Source organism: uncultured Campylobacter sp., assembly GCF_938039245.1.
In the GTDB taxonomy this organism is placed as follows: domain Bacteria; phylum Campylobacterota; class Campylobacteria; order Campylobacterales; family Campylobacteraceae; genus Campylobacter_A.
In genome coordinates this window covers 25,940-41,933 of record NZ_CALHVN010000002.1, presented here as the reverse complement: position 1 = coordinate 41,933, position 15,994 = coordinate 25,940, and the positions used below count along the sequence as shown (strand labels likewise).

The window sequence follows — 15,994 nt, the reverse complement described above, 5'->3', positions numbered from 1 at the left end:
AGTTTGGATTTTAACATTTTATTATTTAAACTTAGCTAGAATTTTGCCCGGTAAAGGAAAATATATGAAGAAAATTTTAGCATTTTTACTATTTTGCGCCTCGGCTTTTGCGGCTACGTTAAATTTCGTCACGCTTCAAAGCGACTTCGTGCAAACCATCACGAGCGAGAGCGAAACGGTCGATTACTACGGTAAATTTTACGCAAAAAGCAACAACCGCGCCTACTGGATCTACGAGCGCCCGACGCCTAAAAAAATCTACTTTGATAAAAACCGCGTCGTCGTGATCGAGGATGCACTCGAGCAAGCTATCGTCTCTAAATTTGAAAAGGCGCCGAATTTAATCGACGTCGTTAGAAACGCGGTTAAGATCACCGATACGCTTTATAAGGCCAAATACGACGGCGTGGAGTACCTAATCACCGTCAAAAACTACATCCCGACAAGAATCGACTACGAGGATAAGCTCGGCAACAAGATCAAAATCACGCTAAGCAATACTAAGAAGGATTTTAAAATAAGCGATGATTTGCTGACGCCGGTGATACCGTCGTATTATGACGTCATAAACCAATAAACTCTTTGCAAAAAGCGGCTTGTCTCGCGAGCGCTTTTAAATGATTTCGTAAATTTCGCCCTGCGACAGGCTACATGCCTTATCTTTGGACGAAATTTACGAAATCATTTAAAATCATCTCGCGATACTTCGCCTTATTGTTCTCTATTCAAATTTGAAGTCAAATTTGTAAATTTGACTCACCGAGACCCGCACCGCAAAAATGCTAAATTTAAACTCGCGACGCTTTGCTAGTAGAGCAAAGCTATATCGCCACATCTCACGTCGTAGGGGTTGGGGGATTTTTAAGGGGGAAGGGAGCGACTTCGTAATTCAAGCCCCTTCCCCCTTAACAATAAAGACTAAAATCCAAATTTGACCAAACCAAATTTAGCACCTTAAAGGTGCGGGTCTCAGTGAGTAAAATTTATAAATTTAATCCCAAATTTTACTGCTCGCCAAAATCCTTGCCAAAATCATCTATCTGATTTAAATCCATCGGTTTAAGCTGATTTTTATTTCCTCTAAGTATATCCTCGACTTGCTCTTTTTGCGATCTTTTAGAGCCTGTGGTCTTGACGTTTTTTAGCGCTTCAAGCAACTCTTCGATGTTTGGTTCGCGCACGGTTTTTAGCGAGATGATGAGCACCTCGTCGATATCTATGGAGTGCTTTTTAGCTGTATATTTAACAAGAGTTTCTTTAAATTTTTCCTTGCCCAGCGAGGTTAGCAGATCCTCGACGTAAAAGCTGCCTATAACGACGTTTAGCGCGTCAAGCACGTATGCTTCGTTGTCCGCGACGTCTCGCCCCTCTAGACGCAGGCTCACGCTTACTTTTTTGATCGAGCTTTTAGCGTCTCTGGAGTATAGATCGGTTTCAAAATTATCGACATTTAACGTCTCGGCAAAGGCCATAACCGCGGCAAAAACCAGCGCAAAAATCTTTTTCATACGTCTTCCTTAATGTTTTCAAATTTGTTTTCAAGATAGAATTTCTCGACCTCTTCGTCTATTTTAACGACGCTTTGCAAATACTCTCTAAACGGCCGAGATTTGCCGTAAAATATCCTCAGCTTTTTGGGATCTATAGCCCGCGATAGCGCGACGTAGAGCTGCCCGTTGGCAAAGATATGATTTAGGTCGCACACTAAATTTTCGATGCTCATACCTTGGGATTTATGGATCGTGATCGCGTAGGCTAGCTTTAGCGGAAACTGGGTCAAAGACGCCCTTGCGCGCTCTTTTAGATTCTCGCCCTCCATCACGAACTCGCTCATATCAAATCTCGCTCGCTCCACCTCGACGATCTCACCGTCAGCTTTTTGTACGATGACGCTTTTTATCTCGCCGCCGTCTTTTAAAATTTGCATTATCTGCCCGCGCTCGCCGTTATAGTACTCGCCCCATTTATTTACCGTAAATATAACTTTCGCGCCGATTTTTATGTTTAAAATTTCAGGCGCGTAGAGGTTTGCGATCCAGCGATCCAGCGCGTCTTCGTTTAAATTTTCATCGTAAATTTCTACTAACGCCTCGGCTCTTTCAAGCGGCGCGGACAGTTTAGAGAGCATCTTGTTATTTAGCTCGTCCGCTTCATAATTTCGCCCAAAAAGCACGCTCGTATCGTCATCTACCTGCACGCTTGGCACGCGTAAATTTTCGATATAGGCAAACACCTCGGGGCTCAGCCGCCCGATGCGAAGCATGGATAAGATATCGTAAAATTTCTTATCCTTCGTGCGTTTTGAGATGACTAGCTCGATATTTTTAAACTCAAATTCATGCCACGAGCTAGAGTTAAAAGCATAAAGAAATTTAAACAGCGAGCTGCCCTCATCGCCGTTTTTTCGCACGGGCGGCAGCTGATAAAAGTCGCCCACGAGCATCACGCGCCCGACGAATCGCGAGCTCATCAAGCGGTAATAAATCATATCCATCAGCCCTGCGCTGATCATCGAGATCTCGTCTATCACGATGAGATCGCAGACGTCGAGCATCTTTTTTAGTTCGCCAAGCTTTCCGCGTTGTTTGCGGTCGTAGCCGCGCAGCTCCTCGAGGTTTGAGCAAATGCCAAATTTAAAAAAACTATGCACGCTCACTCCGCCGACGTTTACCGCCGCGATGCCGGTACTACCCAGCACCACGACGTTTTTTAGCTCGCTTTTATAGTGCTTGATGACCGATTGCGTGAGGTGGCTTTTGCCCACGCCGCCGCGCCCGGTGAGAAAAACGTTTGATTTTTTTAAGATGTCTAGCAGCTGGTTTAACACAAATTTCCCTATTTTTTTGTAAAATTATAGCTTATTTTTAAGGAGCTAGATTGAAATTTTACAAATTTATATTTTCCGTAGCGACGGCGCTAGCGATGCTAGGCGGTTGCGCATCGCCAAAAGACGCGCCAAGCGCGGTAAATTTACCTGATCAAGGCGCTAACGCCGCGCCCGCATACGATATGCCCGAGGAGAGCGCGGATGAGAATTTAGGCCACATCAGTTATCTAAAATTTGACGTCGATCAAAACGCAAATGCGCTGCCGATACTGCCTTTTGAAGCGCAAAGTAGCGGCGAAACTCTGCTGCAAAAACGCTTTAACGCGCTTGATCTAAAAGCGCCCGCGACGAGTGCAAAAGAGGCTTTTTGGGCGCTAGATTACTATAAAAACACGTCAAAAAGGCAGTACTTTTTCTCAAATATGCGCAAAGTCCCAAACGAGTGGTTTGAAAAAGTGCGCAAAAACGCGAGCGTAGAGAGCTTCGGCAAGGTTTCTTTGCCTGCGGTAACGACGGCAAACGCGAGTCTGCGAAACCTACCAACCGACGAGGCCGTGCTTTATAATCCCGTGCGCGCAGGCGAAGGGCTGCCGTTTGACTACGCTCAGCTCTCTTTCGTTTCGATCGGTTATCCGCTTTACGTTTCGCACTTTTCGGCAGACGGAGCGTGGGCGTTTGTGGGTAGCGATGCGGCCTGGGGCTGGATAAAATCGACTGAAATCAAAATTTTAAGCGCAGACGCCGTGCGGGAGCTAAAAAACTCTAAATTTTTAAGCGTTATCAAAGACGAAGAGCCCGTCTACGACAAAAACGGCAACTTTTTATTTTACGGACGCATAGGCGCTATTTTGCCGTTTCAAAGCGAGGATCAGTTTAAATTTTACGGCAAAATCCAAACCCAAAGCGGGCTAAAAAACTACGAGATCTCAAAACAAAGCGCAAGTCGCTTTCCGCTTAAATTTAGCGACGAAAACGTAAGGGCGCTGGCGTCATCGCTGCTAGGGCAAAGCTACGGCTGGGGCGGGTTTGGCGGCAAGCGCGACTGCTCGCTGTTTTTGCAGGATTTCCTCGGTAGCTTTGGCGTGTGGCTACCGCGAAACTCAAAGGCGCAAGGTCAAATCGGCAAGGTCGTGAGCTTAGCAAATTTAAGCGCGGAAGAAAAACTGCACGTCATCAAAACGCAAGCCGTGCCGTATAGAACGCTATTTCACATGAACGGGCACATCATGCTTTATGCGGGTATGCGCGGAAACGAGCCGCTCGCCGTGCACGACGTCTGGGGCATCCGCACGAAAGATAACGGCAGAGCCATGATCGGCGGTATAGCGATTACGACGCTAAAAATCGGCTCGGACGTAGCGGGAATTGATCCAAAACGTTTGCTAGTCTCGCGGATAAATTCGATGAATACCTTTGAAGTGGCTAGCGGCGAGGAGGCGTCGCGCGCGAAAAAATCGGCGATCGAAAAAGCCTACGGCGTGAAAATCGTCGGCAACGATGTGATTTTTACGGACGGCAGCAAGGTTATATTTGACGACGGCGAGACAAAAGATACCGCCCGTCTGCTAAATCTAGCCGACGTCGAGGATACTTTTGCGCAGCCTTATCCGCTATTTAAGCCTCTATCGCTACCTAGCAATGATGCCGGCAGATACCGAAACTACGAGCTTTTGGATAAAATTTACGGCGCGAGCGAGGCGGAAGTAAAGGCAAATTTAACCGATGTCGTTTGGCTAAAAAATCACGGCGGTAAAACGTTTAAATTTAACTCCAAAAACGGCGCGGCAGCAGCTCTGCAAGCCGTCTCAAACGAGCTTGACGCGCTAACGGCGAAAAAACCGGAGCTACTAAAGTTTCTTGACAATCCGTCTGGCACCTTTAACTGGCGCGTGATCGAGGGCACCAAGCGCAAGAGCGCGCACTCCTACGGCATCGCAATCGACATAAATACCGACAAGAGCGACTACTGGCGCTGGAGCAAGGACGGCAGCTACCGCAATCAAATCCCCGAGGAAATCGTGCGCGTTTTTGAAAAACACGGCTTCATCTGGGGCGGGCGCTGGGTTAGCTTTGATACGATGCACTTCGAGTATAGGCCGGAATTTGGGCATCTAAGATAAATTTGACTGCGGTTTTAACGATAAATTTGGGCAAATTGGGCCCCAATTTATCGCTATGTTTTGGCTGGTAGCGAGGCGTCACTGTCCGTAAATTTAAGCTCCGATCAAGAAGGTGCGAATAAATTTTGCTTTGCCGCTTTTTGGCGTAAAATTTAAGGCAAACGACACGAAAAATCTATCGCTTCGGCGGCAAATTTGAGCTAAACCGGACTTAAAGTTACCGTCAAATTCGGCTAAATTTTTAGTAAAAGCGGGATAAATTCGGCGGTTTGATTTTGGCGAGCGTGGCATTTTCGCGTTTACGTGCTTTTTAATATTTGGCAAAAATTTGCAAGCGATTGCAAGAGGCTTGCTACCCTTTTTGCTGTTTGTTAAATTTAGCTTTGGCATAGGCTGGGCGGTTAAATTTGAGACTGAAACGACGAGGTCTTGATTTGGCCTGCGTTTTATAATTTTTATAGTTCGTAAATTTTGCGCGAGCGTGGCAAAGAGTGATAAAATTTGACCCGCTATTTTTAAACTTAGGGCGGCGATTTGCCGTTTTGCCGTCGTTGCTTTTACCGTTTCTACAAATTTTATGCCGCTTGCAAATTTCTTGTCGAATTTGGCTACGATTTGATTGCGCCAAGGCTAAAGGCTCCGAAAATCTTACCGTAAAATTTAGATAAAATTTCAAGCGGCATTTTTTTAAAGTCACGCTAGAAATTTGATACGCCCAAATTTACAACAACTTTTGCGCCGCTCGCTAGCAAATTTTGCCAACAAGCCTCAGCTGCTTAATTTACCGCGATCTCGATGCTTTTACTTACAAACGCCTCTTGCGACTCACTTTCAAACATCCGCTTGATCTCGCTTCCAAGCACGCAGTTAACCTTTCGCCAGGGGCGGCAGATCACGTTTACTTCTTCACCACGGCTTAGGCAGACGCAGTTAAAATAACTCTTATCCGAAGCATTGTGCGAGACAAGGTAAACAAGCCCGCCTTCAGGGATAAAATTTCCCTCCTCCAGCCCGCGCGGCACGGGCATTATTCTAATCGCCGCTCCGGCATAAAATTTCGCGCCGTCCGCTATATCTTTAAGATTTATCCACACGGCCGTTTTACGTCTCTTTTTCTAAATTTAGCTCCCCAAGCGCGCTCTCGCCGACGATGCGAACGCCCAGCTTTTTTAGCGCCGCTGCGGTTAGTCCGTCGCCGCTAACGAGTCGCCCGGTAAAGCTTCCGTCATATATCTCGCCGCTTCCGCAGCTTGGGCTTCGCTCTTTTAAAATAGCGATTTTACAACCGTTTTTGCTAGCGATATCGGCGCAAATTTGCGCGCCTAAAAGAAATTTATCCGTCACGTCGCAGCCGCTAAATTTGGTTAAAACCCGTCCGTTTGGGCAAATTTCGGCAGGTTCGCGCGGGGTCGTTAGTCCGCCAATACTCTCCGGACAAACGGCGATTAGCTCGTAAATTTGTCTAAGTTTGGCAAGTTCGCCCGCGCAAATCGCGTCTGTGTTATTGCCGCCGTTATATTTGCAGTTTTCGCCGAGCAAACAGGCGCTGATTAAAATTTTTGGTTTATTTTTCATCATTAGTTTCAAATTTAATAGTCCGACAATCGTTATTTCGGCTTAAATTTACTAACGCTTCGGACGGCAGATTTAAATAATTTCGTCAAATTTAGCCGAATTTGAGCCGACTCGCGAAAACGCAAAGCCGACCCGAAACGTCAATTTTAGCCTAAAGCCCGGCCTCTTTTTTGATCTTATCTATATACATCTGCCTTAGTATCGGCACGTATTTGCCGACTTTGCCGCCGTTTATCGGCTTGCCGTCGGCCTTGACGACGGGCAGTAGCGGTAGCGTCGCAGCCGAGATAAACACCTCGTCGGCTTCGTAAACGTCTTGCATCGTAAACGGTCGCTGCCTGATCTCTAGCCCCGCCTTTTCGGCAAAACCAAGGATCACCTTGCGGCGGATGCCTGGCAAAATCTCGTTTGAGAGCGGTTTGGTTATCAGGACGTTATCTTTTATGATAAATGCAGACGAGCTAGTCGCCTCGGTCACAAAGCCGTTTTCGACCATAAAACCCTCGTAGGCGCCGGCTTTTACGGCTTGTTCTTTGGCGTAGCACTGCGCCAAAAGCGAGATCGATTTGATGTCGCGGCGCTTCCAGCGGATATCCTCGACGCTAACGACCTCGATACCGGTCGCGGCGTCAGGGTTTGCGACGATATCTTTTTCGTAGCAAAACACGAAACAAGTCGGCTTTAAGCCTTTTATAAATTTAAAATCCCTATCGGCGACGCCGCGGGTGATCTGCATATAAACGCCGCCTTCTTTTAGGTTGTTTCGCCAGACTACTTCCTCTAAAACTCCCCCAAAATCGCTCTTTGAAAGCGGTAAGCTTAGCTCGATCGCAGCTAGACTTCTCTCAAATCTCTCCCAAAAATCCTCCCTATCTACTAGCCGTCCGTTTAGCACCGGCACGACCTCGTATATGCCGTCGCCAAAGATAAACCCCCGGTCAAATGCGCTAACTTTCGCCGCCACCGCGTCTATAAATTCGCCGTTTAGATATACTATTCCGTTCATTTTTTCTCCTTAAAATTTAAGTAATTTTAGCTCAAATACTCTTAAAAAAGCGTTGCCTTAAGTCCAAATTTTAGCTTGGATTACGAAGTTTTTGATATAATTGGGGCTAAATTTAAGGACAATCAGAAAGATGAAAAATAACGCGCTAAAAAAATTGATCCTAGAAAATATCTTCGTTATCTCAAAACAACCCGTGCTGTTTCGCGATCTACTCGAGGCAAACTGCCTTTTTAACGAAGGCATGTTGATTGATCCTGCCAAGCTAAATTTTAAATTTCGCTACGCCAGGACGTACCTAGTTTACGGGCTTTTGTGCTTTGCCATTTTTTTTGTTTTGCTGATTTTGACGCACCGTCTTTTTACCAAGCTTGATTTTCATCTCTCTATACTTAGCGCGGTACTAAGCACTGCGGCCGTTTTTATCGGCTTTGATATGTTTAAAATTTGGGCGAGAAAAGCCGTTAGCAAAGAGCTTATAAAAAAGGCTTGGAGCGTACATTTTCCGTATTTTAGCTACGAAAAATACTCCACGAAAGTCGAGATGATCTACAATGAAGCGGTAAAAAACGAAATCCCGCGCAAGGACTTGGAGCAGTACGTCCTAGAGCGCCTAGTCGCGCAGTCTGAGGCGGGGAATTAGCTATTTTAAGGTAAGCGGGTCTAAAATTTGATTTTTATACTTCATCCTCTCAAGCTTTAGGCGAAGCTCTCTGTTTTCTTCTAGCAAGACGTCGCGTTTACCGCTTAGATCGCCGATTTCGCGACTGATGTAATAAATTTGATTCGTGATGTAAATTTTAGGCAAAAACAAAGCAAGCGCGATAAAAAGCGCCGCATACGCCGATACTAACGTTCTAAAGTCTAAATTTTGCTCCTTTTTCGGTTCGACGCCGCTAAACTCCGAAATCTCGTTTTTATCTTGCATTTTTACCTCTTGAAATTTTAAAAATCCTCATTTTCGCGCAGCTTGAGCGCGGATTTGCCTTGATCTCGGCAACGCATGGCGTTACTGCTTTTTTGCTAACGATTTTACCCAGCGCATTATCCCCTCCACACGTGCATTTTAGAGCTTGCAGCGGACAAATGCAGTTTTGCGCCCACTGCCTAAATTTATTTTTCACGATGCGATCTTCTAGCGAGTGAAAGCTGATTATCGCCACAACGCACTCGTCGATCTGCGAATCTTCGATGCTTTGGAGCAAATTTTGCAGCTCGCCTAGTTCGTTATTTACCTCTATCCTTATCGCCTGGAAAGCTAACGTCGCCGCGCTAACGCTGCGTCCGTTTATACCCTTTAGGCCGATTATTTGCGCGAGGCGCTCGGCGCTTTTTATCTCGCCGTTTTGCCTGGCTTCTACGATTTTAGCGGCAAATTTAGCAGGGTTTGGTAGCTCGCCGTAGTCAGCAAATATACGCTCTAGCTCGCATGCGCTATAAGAATTTACGACGTCGTAAGCTGAAAATTTAGCCTGCGAGTCCATGCGCATATCTAAATTTTCGCTTTTTAGGCCAAATCCTCGCTCGTTTTTATCTAGCTGTAGCGACGAAACGCCGATATCGGCTAGGATACCGCGAATTTGACCCTGCTCTACTTTACCTAAAATTTCTGAAAATTTACTCTTAAAAATTTGCGCTCTTTGACCGAATTTTTTCAGTCTTTCAAAGCTAAATTTGATCGCTTCTTCGTCTTGATCGCAGGCTATCAAATTTACGTTTTGATTTTGCTCTAAAATCGCGCCGGAATGCCCGCCGTATCCGAGCGTACAATCGACGATCACGCCGCTTTTTATATCCTCAAAAGCTCGCAAAACTTCATCAAGTAGCACTGGAACGTGTGGGGAGTTCAAATTTAGCCTTTATTTTTTGTGTATAATAACAAAAAAAGTTTATAAAAGGTTAAAATGGACTTAAAATACTGCGCAAGCGAGATCAGCAATATCGCTCTTTCGATGTTTAGAAAGAACTTTTTCGGCGTCTTTCACGGCTCTATTTCGGCTAGAATTCAGCATGATTCTTTTTTGATAAATAAAAGAACGACGATTTTTGATAACGTTAGAGAAGAAGACTTGATAATGCTAAATTCCAAAAGGGATTACCGCTGGAACGACGCGAGTATAGATGCGGATATCCATCTAAATATATATAAAAATATAAACGAGGCCAAATACGTCTGCTACGCCATGCCGCACTATCTAACAGCATACACCCTAGGGCACGCCTTTATACGACCGAGGGATTACTTTGGCTATATGAGACGCAGCGAGATACCCATATACGATCCAAAGCAGTTTGAGGACTGGTACGAGCGCGCCGATACCGAGATATATCGCTATATGCTAGAAAACAAAACTAACGTGATGGTTATTAAAGGATACGGCGTATACGTGCATAGTAGGACACCTTATCAGCTGGCAAAAGACGTCGCAATCCTTGAAAATACTTGCAAACTGCTAAGCATCGCGCATTCTTACGAATCGCAAAATAATTAGGCAAAGTTTAGTTTGTATTATCGCGACTTAAAAATTTTGCCTTCAAACCTCGTTTTTAAGGTGATATTTACGAAATTTAAGTAAAATATTGCATAAAATTTTTATGAAATTTACAAGGGAAATTTAAATGATAACTTGGATGCAAAAACACAGAAAATACCTTGTCGTGACGATATGGATAAGCACGATAGCTTTCGTCGGGGCGGGTTTCGTGGGCTGGGGAGCCTATGATCTCAACGCAAGCCGTTCCGGCTCCGTCGCAAAAGTAGGACACAGAAATATAAGCATCCAAGAGTTTCAAAATAAATACGGACAATTTCACGCATATTATAGCCAGCTCGCCGACGGACATTTAAGCGAAGAAGAAGCTGCTAATCTTAAGCTTGAAAATTTGGCTTTAGAATCGTTAGTAAACGACGCGTTATTCTTAAATTTTGCCGATGATTTGGGTCTTGGAGTTAACGACGAAGATATAGTAAAATATATCATCGCTGATCAAAATTTCCATACTAACGGCAAATTTGATAAAGAGCTGTATAAAAATACGCTAAAAAGAGCTAGAATACCTCAGAGCGAATACGAAGAAAGCCTAAAAAACGTAATCCTGCTAGACAAGCTAAGACACGCGCTAAATATCCCGACCAAAAAGCAAGATACCGATATGCTTTTGGCGAGTTATTTAATGCAAGATAGAATCTCCATGCAAGTCGTAGAGGCCGACGCCGATGAGATAAAAGTAGACGAAGATGCCGTAAAAAAGCTCTGGGAAGAACATAAAAACGAGTATAAAACCGTGACGGAGTTTAAGCTCGATACTAAATTTATCCCAGCCATAACCAGCGAAGCAAATGCTACGGAGTTAAGAGCGTTTTATGACGAAAATAAAAACGAGTATAAAGGTAGCGACGACAAAATAAAAGATTTTGAAGCGGTTAAAGACGAGGTTTTAAAGGACTTTAACCTAAAGCAAACTAAAAAAATCGCGCTAGAAGAGTATTTAAAAATTAAAAAGGGCGAGAGCGAAGCAGGCACGACTATCTCGACTCTGGAAGATAACGCAAGTCTACCTATAGATGAACTAAAACTCGTCAAAACCGGCGAAACGCTAAAACCGTTTGAATACGACGATGGGTATATGATAGTAAAAGTAAAAGAGGTAATAGCTCCAAGAGTAATGAATTTCGAGGAAGCTAGGGAGCAAATTTTAGAGCTTTACAAAGAACAAAAAACTAAAGAAATAGTGGAAGCTAAAGCAAAAGAACTACTTAAAAACGGCTTTAAAGGCATTGACATAGGCTTTATCGGCAGAGACGCCATAAAAGCTCAAGGCGGACTAACGGAAGGAGAATTTAACGTATTTGTTAGCAAGTTATTTGGCAAAAGCGCTAAAAAAGACTACGTAATTATTGATAATAAAGCTGTGGTATACGAAATACTAGAGCAAAATTTAATAAATCGCGATAAAGAGAGCGAATATAAAGACATCATCGCCCAGCAATCAAGCTACCTAAAAAATAGCGAACTGATGAGAGATTTGAGTACGGCGCTAGCCAAGAGATATAAAGTAGAATATTACGTTAGTAAAAAATAAAAAGGTATTGATTTGAGTACTAAAATTTTAGGTATTGACGTAGGCTCGGTTCAAATTTGCGCCGTAATAGCGCAACACGACGACACGGGTCTAAAGATAATCGGCATAGGAAATGCCAAAACGCAGGGCATAAAAAAAGGCGTGATAACCAATATCGAACTGGCTTCAAAATCAATAAAAAGCGCCTTAGTCGATGCCCAGAGGATAGCCGGCACTCGATATGAAAAGGTGGTAGTATCGATATCGGGAGCCTACACCAAAAGCGTAGAGAGCAACGGGGTGGTAAATATCCCGACGTATGAAATAGGTATAAAAGAGATACAGCGCTCAATGTCTGAATCCGAGCGAAGAGCGCAAATTCATAGCGACTACGAAAAGCTTCATATACTGCCGTATAATTTTAAAGTAGACGACCAAGAGCACATAGAAGATCCCTTGGGTATGAACGGTAGCAGGCTTGAGGTGCAAACGCATATCATAATGGCGCAAAAATCATCTCTAAGCAACCTTAGAAAAGCGTTAAATTTAGCCGGCGTCGAACCTGATAATATCGTACTTTCCAGCTACGCTTCGGCTATTGCTACCTTAAATCAGGATGAAAAGGATCTAGGAGTAGCTCTAATTGATATGGGCGGAGCTACTTGCAATATGATAGTACATTCCGGAAATTCGATAAGATACAACGAGTTTTTAGGTATAGGTTCGGCAAATATTACCAACGACCTCTCGGCTGCGCTTCACACGCCGATCTTAAAAGCCGAGGAGATAAAGCTAAACTACGGCGTGCTTCTAGATACCGCCAAAGCTAACGAATTAGTAGAGATACCGCCTATCAACGATGACGGCAAAACTCAAGAGGTTTCGCTTGACGTTATCTCAAAAGTTATATACGCAAGGATAGAAGAGACGCTTATGATATTAGCCAAAATGCTAGAAGATAGCGGATACAAGTCGTCCATAGCCGCAGGCGTAGTCCTAACCGGGGGTATGACTAAATTTGAGGGCATTAAAGAATTTGCAGATGTTTTTTTTAAAAATATGCCCGTACGCATAGCAAAGCCTAAAGAGATGGAGGGGCTTTACGAGATACTAAGAGATCCGGCAAATTCTTGCGCGATCGGGCTTTGTATGTACGGTGCGGGATATTTTACGCCCTATGAGATAGACTCCGAGAAAAAGATGCGCTATAAAGATGAGGTAGTAGTTAAAAACAAAAATTTTAAAGATATCGCTACACAAAGCGATAGCGGCGCAAAAAGCGTAGAAGAGTTAGATAAGAAAATTTTTAAAGGGACGACGCTAGATGATAGCTATATAGATGATTTAAGGATAGACGACGATAGAACGCTAAAAGATGAACTAAACGAAGATTTAAACGACAAAAAAGAAAAGAAACCTAGCTTTTTTTCCGTACTTTGGAACAAAATAACACAACTATTTTAAAGGAGATTTGGGTAAATGGATAAGGGTAACTTCACGGTTGAAGAGAAAAAGTCTTCATACGGCGCAAAGATAAAGGTTATAGGCGTAGGCGGCGGCGGTTGCAATATGATAAATCATATCATAAGAGAAAAAGGCGATGAGATGGATATAGATCTTATCGTCGCAAATACCGATATAAAGGCACTGGGTAGCTCATCTGCATTTACTAAGCTGCAGCTTGGAGAAAAGATTACCAAAGGGCTTGGCGCAGGCATGGAACCTGACGTAGGCAAAAAAGCTGCATTAGAAAGCGAAGAAGAGATAACCAGCATTTTAGAGTATTCAGATATCGTTTTCATAGCTGCCGGCTTAGGCGGGGGAACCGGTACCGGCGCAGCTCCCGTGATAGCTAGAATAGCTAAAGATATCGGTGCTTTGACGGTCGCCGTCGTTACGATGCCGTTTGATTTCGAGGGTAAAAAGCGCTATAACCTAGCCCAAAAGGGTCTTGATGAGCTAAAAAAAGAGTCTGATTCTATAATCGTAATACCAAATCAAAAGTTAAGAAGCATCATAGATAAAAGAGCCGGTATCAAAGAAAGCTTTAAAATAGTTGATGACGTTTTAGCGCGCGCAGTCAGCGGTATGTGTACTATCGTGCTAGAATCCGGCGATAGCGACATAAACTCCGACTTTGCCGACGTAAAAAAAGTCATGGAACATCGCGGCATGGCTTTACTAGGTATAGGCGAATCAAACGGCGACGGCGCAGCTCAAGAAGCCGTTAAAAACGCTATCCAGTCTCCGTTATTAAGCGACGTTACCATAAATGGAGCCGTAGGCATCCTAGTACACTTCAAATTTCATCCGGACTGCCCGTTTGGCGATATAGACGATGCGATGGCCATCATTAGAGCATGCGTAGATGACGATGCCGACATTATACTAGGCACTACGAGTAGCGAGAGTATGGAGGATAAAGTTCAAGTTACCATCATAGCAACCGGTTTTAAAGGCAAGGAGGAAAAAGCTCCTGCTCCGGCACCTACCCCCAGTCAAACGTCTTTAAATTCTAGAAATCCATACCTAGAGCAAAGAATAAGTCAGCTAAAAGTAAGCGGTGGCTACAACAGCGAAGAAGCATCTGCGGTATTGGACGCTCCGACTTACATCAGAAATCAGATGGATTAACAAAAGGATTGGTCTTCCAATCCTTTCTAAATTTAATCATACAGCATTGCGTAGCGCAAATCAAAAATAATTAATCTTAAAATTTAACGCTCCTTGATAAAATTCCGTAATCTGCAAAACCCAAAAGAAAGCGCATGCCAAATGCCTTAAACCAAGAGTCCTACTAAGCCCGCCTTAAACAAATGCAAACGCTTTTTAAAAGTTAAAATTTTTACGAACATAGCTTTACCGACCCAGACGGCAAATATAAGACGCATACAAAATCAAGACAAACGAGTTAAATTTATATGGCGGCAAATATACCTTACTTGACGCACGCAAAATGTGACTAAAGAGCCGACAAAGTATAGAAGGAGATTTTTAGGCCGGCGCGGTCTAGGCGTAACCGAGTCGGTCTGCGGCACATACTAGTATATCAAATTTGAGCGACGCGTAAATTTATAAATTTAAAACCATAGAGACATAAACTACTGCGGGCGGTAGCAAATTTAAATTACATACGTCGTTTTTCAAAAATGATGCTAAGATTTAAAATTTATCGCAAGATAAAGTCCTAAATTTTACGTTCTCGTCCTTAAATTTGGACTGCGATTTGCTTGCATCTTGGAGATTAAATTTGATTGAAAGCGATTTATGAAGCGAATTTTGATTTTTTTGGCGTTTTTGACGGGATTATTTGCAGCGGACATCTATGTAAACGGACAAAAGGTCGGCAGCGACCAAAACTCGACCTATAAGGGCGAGAGTAAAAACGAAATCCTAAAACAAGAGGGTAAAAAACTGCTTTGCGATAAAGGTTACAAGCAGTACTGCTAAGGCGGTAAGAGATTGTACCGTCGCTACCGCCCAGCGATAAATTCGGCATCTTTTGAGCCTTATACCGCTTGGGTCTACTTTTGATTTTATCTTAGCGGGGACTCGGTTTATTTTTAGGCGAGATTTTATTTATAAATTTCCAAAATTTCGACGAGAGTTTGTAAATTTTTCTCTTTGTAAGCCTTAAAAGATAAAAATGCATCAACGACTGCTAAGACAAAATAAAACATTAAAACAAACCCGGCAATACCTAGGGCGACGATATACTCGCTATCACTCATCGCTTTGCCCTCATAAACCGCCTCTATGACGCCGACTGCCGCAAATATAAAAAATAGCGCAAGCGCCTTTAAAGCGCCGATACCGATAGAGCCGATATAAAATCTATCGGCTCCAATCACTCCTAAAAATAGCCCCAAAGCAAGCGTGACGAACGGATTTTTAAAGTTGGTTAAATTTAATGCTTCTTGCTGTCTCTCGTTTAGCGAGTTAAATTTATCCTTTACCAAATATAAACTGTATTTTGGAAATTTGCCAAGCTGCTTAACGGGCATTTTTCTCTAGTATATGCGCTACTTTTTCGTAGTTTTTAGCCGCTATTTTTTTAGATAGCAGCACGCCGTCTATGATCGCGGCTAACAAAATAAGCGTAAATAAATTGTCTATGCCAGAGTCTGGACGAGGAACGGCTGCGGCAAATACCAAAAACGTAAGCACTATAAAAACAATGCCGATTACCGGGCTGTTTACGTAAAATCTATGCCCTCCAAAACACCCGAACAACAAAGCAAAAACCCAAACTAAAGTCGGTTTTTTCATATACGACGCATCGGCTACCAGCTGCGAGCTTTGGGTATCGTTTAGCTCCTCGAGCCTTTTACTCATCACGAGCTCGGTATATAAATTTGACGGTAGCCTCGATTTTAATTCATTTATTAGCAGTATATTTTTCATTTT

General features: G+C 43.5%; 17 protein-coding genes. 8 read left to right on the top strand and 9 right to left on the bottom strand.

The window, feature by feature from the left end; genetic code table 11:
* The first annotated feature begins 64 nt into the window (after nucleotides 1–64).
* Nucleotides 65–577, top strand: a complete 513-nt coding sequence (gene lolA / locus Q0218_RS00520) for a LolA-like outer membrane lipoprotein chaperone (RefSeq protein ID WP_295142355.1) — start codon at nucleotides 65–67, stop codon at nucleotides 575–577.
* A gap of 427 nt (nucleotides 578–1,004) precedes the next feature.
* On the opposite strand, the gene Q0218_RS00515 is transcribed toward lolA, so the two are convergent.
* Entirely contained in the window at nucleotides 1,005–1,508 is a 504-nt protein-coding gene (locus Q0218_RS00515; RefSeq protein ID WP_297965277.1) for a hypothetical protein, read from the bottom strand.
* Entirely contained in the window at nucleotides 1,505–2,827 is a 1,323-nt protein-coding gene (locus tag Q0218_RS00510; RefSeq protein ID WP_297965275.1) for an AAA family ATPase, read from the bottom strand. The genes Q0218_RS00515 and Q0218_RS00510 overlap by 4 nt, the downstream gene beginning before the upstream one ends.
* Before the next feature lie 50 nt (nucleotides 2,828–2,877).
* On the opposite strand from Q0218_RS00510, the gene Q0218_RS00505 reads away from it, so the two are divergent.
* Nucleotides 2,878–4,947 (top strand): M15 family metallopeptidase, encoded by a 2,070-nt coding sequence (locus Q0218_RS00505; RefSeq protein ID WP_297965273.1) that lies wholly within the window; start codon nucleotides 2,878–2,880, stop codon nucleotides 4,945–4,947.
* Between the two features lie 776 nt (nucleotides 4,948–5,723).
* Here the strand turns inward: Q0218_RS00505 and Q0218_RS00500 are convergent.
* The 3 genes from Q0218_RS00500 to Q0218_RS00490 form a co-directional block, all read right to left on the bottom strand.
* Entirely contained in the window at nucleotides 5,724–6,041 is a 318-nt protein-coding gene (locus Q0218_RS00500; RefSeq protein WP_297965271.1) for a hypothetical protein, read from the bottom strand.
* A 7-nt stretch (nucleotides 6,042–6,048) separates the two neighbouring features.
* On the bottom strand, nucleotides 6,049–6,522 hold the full coding sequence (locus Q0218_RS00495; protein WP_297965404.1) for a DUF523 domain-containing protein: 474 nt from the start codon (nucleotides 6,520–6,522) through the stop codon (nucleotides 6,049–6,051).
* A 151-nt stretch (nucleotides 6,523–6,673) separates the two neighbouring features.
* Nucleotides 6,674–7,528, bottom strand: a complete 855-nt coding sequence (locus Q0218_RS00490) for an aminotransferase class IV (protein ID WP_297965269.1) — start codon at nucleotides 7,526–7,528, stop codon at nucleotides 6,674–6,676.
* Between the two features lie 130 nt (nucleotides 7,529–7,658).
* On the opposite strand from Q0218_RS00490, the gene Q0218_RS00485 reads away from it, so the two are divergent.
* On the top strand, nucleotides 7,659–8,168 hold the full coding sequence (locus Q0218_RS00485; RefSeq protein ID WP_297965267.1) for a hypothetical protein: 510 nt from the start codon (nucleotides 7,659–7,661) through the stop codon (nucleotides 8,166–8,168).
* Here the strand turns inward: Q0218_RS00485 and Q0218_RS00480 are convergent, their stop codons facing one another.
* Both Q0218_RS00480 and rsmH read right to left on the bottom strand, forming a co-directional pair.
* Entirely contained in the window at nucleotides 8,169–8,453 is a 285-nt protein-coding gene (locus Q0218_RS00480) for a hypothetical protein (protein ID WP_297965266.1), read from the bottom strand. It abuts the gene before it with no gap.
* On the bottom strand, nucleotides 8,443–9,375 hold the full coding sequence (rsmH, locus tag Q0218_RS00475; protein WP_297965264.1) for a 16S rRNA (cytosine(1402)-N(4))-methyltransferase RsmH: 933 nt from the start codon (nucleotides 9,373–9,375) through the stop codon (nucleotides 8,443–8,445). The genes Q0218_RS00480 and rsmH overlap by 11 nt, the downstream gene beginning before the upstream one ends.
* A 54-nt stretch (nucleotides 9,376–9,429) precedes the next feature.
* On the opposite strand from rsmH, the gene Q0218_RS00470 reads away from it, so the two are divergent.
* From Q0218_RS00470 to Q0218_RS00450, 5 genes are all read left to right on the top strand, one after another.
* Complete coding sequence (locus tag Q0218_RS00470; RefSeq protein WP_295142398.1) at nucleotides 9,430–10,017, top strand: class II aldolase and adducin N-terminal domain-containing protein; 588 nt, start codon at nucleotides 9,430–9,432, stop codon at nucleotides 10,015–10,017.
* Nucleotides 10,018–10,144: 127 nt separating this feature from the next.
* Entirely contained in the window at nucleotides 10,145–11,608 is a 1,464-nt protein-coding gene (locus Q0218_RS00465) for a peptidylprolyl isomerase (RefSeq protein ID WP_297965262.1), read from the top strand.
* A gap of 12 nt (nucleotides 11,609–11,620) precedes the next feature.
* Nucleotides 11,621–13,051, top strand: coding sequence for a cell division protein FtsA (gene ftsA, locus Q0218_RS00460; RefSeq protein WP_297965261.1), 1,431 nt, complete (start codon nucleotides 11,621–11,623; stop codon nucleotides 13,049–13,051).
* Between the two features lie 15 nt (nucleotides 13,052–13,066).
* On the top strand, nucleotides 13,067–14,221 hold the full coding sequence (ftsZ, locus tag Q0218_RS00455) for a cell division protein FtsZ (RefSeq protein ID WP_297965259.1): 1,155 nt from the start codon (nucleotides 13,067–13,069) through the stop codon (nucleotides 14,219–14,221).
* Nucleotides 14,222–14,854: 633 nt separating this feature from the next.
* Nucleotides 14,855–15,037, top strand: coding sequence for a hypothetical protein (locus Q0218_RS00450; protein ID WP_297965257.1), 183 nt, complete (start codon nucleotides 14,855–14,857; stop codon nucleotides 15,035–15,037).
* 125 nt (nucleotides 15,038–15,162) lie between these two features.
* Here the strand turns inward: Q0218_RS00450 and Q0218_RS00445 are convergent, their stop codons facing one another.
* Both Q0218_RS00445 and Q0218_RS00440 read right to left on the bottom strand, forming a co-directional pair.
* The gene (locus tag Q0218_RS00445; protein WP_297965255.1) at nucleotides 15,163–15,591 is read right to left on the bottom strand and encodes a TM2 domain-containing protein; all 429 of its coding nucleotides are present in this window, start codon (nucleotides 15,589–15,591) and stop codon (nucleotides 15,163–15,165) included.
* Nucleotides 15,581–15,991, bottom strand: a complete 411-nt coding sequence (locus Q0218_RS00440) for a TM2 domain-containing protein (RefSeq protein WP_297965253.1) — start codon at nucleotides 15,989–15,991, stop codon at nucleotides 15,581–15,583. Before Q0218_RS00440 ends, Q0218_RS00445 begins: the two co-directional genes overlap by 11 nt.
* Nucleotides 15,992–15,994: the final 3 nt, after the last annotated feature.

Bases quoted from the DNA above. Each gene is read 5' to 3' on its own strand.
- Q0218_RS00470 (WP_295142398.1), top strand. From the start codon at position 9,430: ATGGACTTAAAATACTGCGCAAGCGAGATCAGCAATATCGCTCTTTCG.
- lolA (WP_295142355.1), top strand. From the start codon at position 65: ATGAAGAAAATTTTAGCATTTTTACTATTTTGCGCCTCGGCTTTTGCG.
- Q0218_RS00440 (WP_297965253.1), bottom strand. From the start codon at position 15,991: ATGAAAAATATACTGCTAATAAATGAATTAAAATCGAGGCTACCGTCA.
- Q0218_RS00490 (WP_297965269.1), bottom strand. From the start codon at position 7,528: ATGAACGGAATAGTATATCTAAACGGCGAATTTATAGACGCGGTGGCG.
- Q0218_RS00450 (WP_297965257.1), top strand. From the start codon at position 14,855: ATGAAGCGAATTTTGATTTTTTTGGCGTTTTTGACGGGATTATTTGCA.
- Q0218_RS00465 (WP_297965262.1), top strand. From the start codon at position 10,145: ATGATAACTTGGATGCAAAAACACAGAAAATACCTTGTCGTGACGATA.
- Q0218_RS00515 (WP_297965277.1), bottom strand. From the start codon at position 1,508: ATGAAAAAGATTTTTGCGCTGGTTTTTGCCGCGGTTATGGCCTTTGCC.
- Q0218_RS00445 (WP_297965255.1), bottom strand. From the start codon at position 15,591: ATGCCCGTTAAGCAGCTTGGCAAATTTCCAAAATACAGTTTATATTTG.
- Q0218_RS00485 (WP_297965267.1), top strand. From the start codon at position 7,659: ATGAAAAATAACGCGCTAAAAAAATTGATCCTAGAAAATATCTTCGTT.
- Q0218_RS00480 (WP_297965266.1), bottom strand. From the start codon at position 8,453: ATGCAAGATAAAAACGAGATTTCGGAGTTTAGCGGCGTCGAACCGAAA.
- Q0218_RS00495 (WP_297965404.1), bottom strand. From the start codon at position 6,522: ATGAAAAATAAACCAAAAATTTTAATCAGCGCCTGTTTGCTCGGCGAA.
- ftsZ (WP_297965259.1), top strand. From the start codon at position 13,067: ATGGATAAGGGTAACTTCACGGTTGAAGAGAAAAAGTCTTCATACGGC.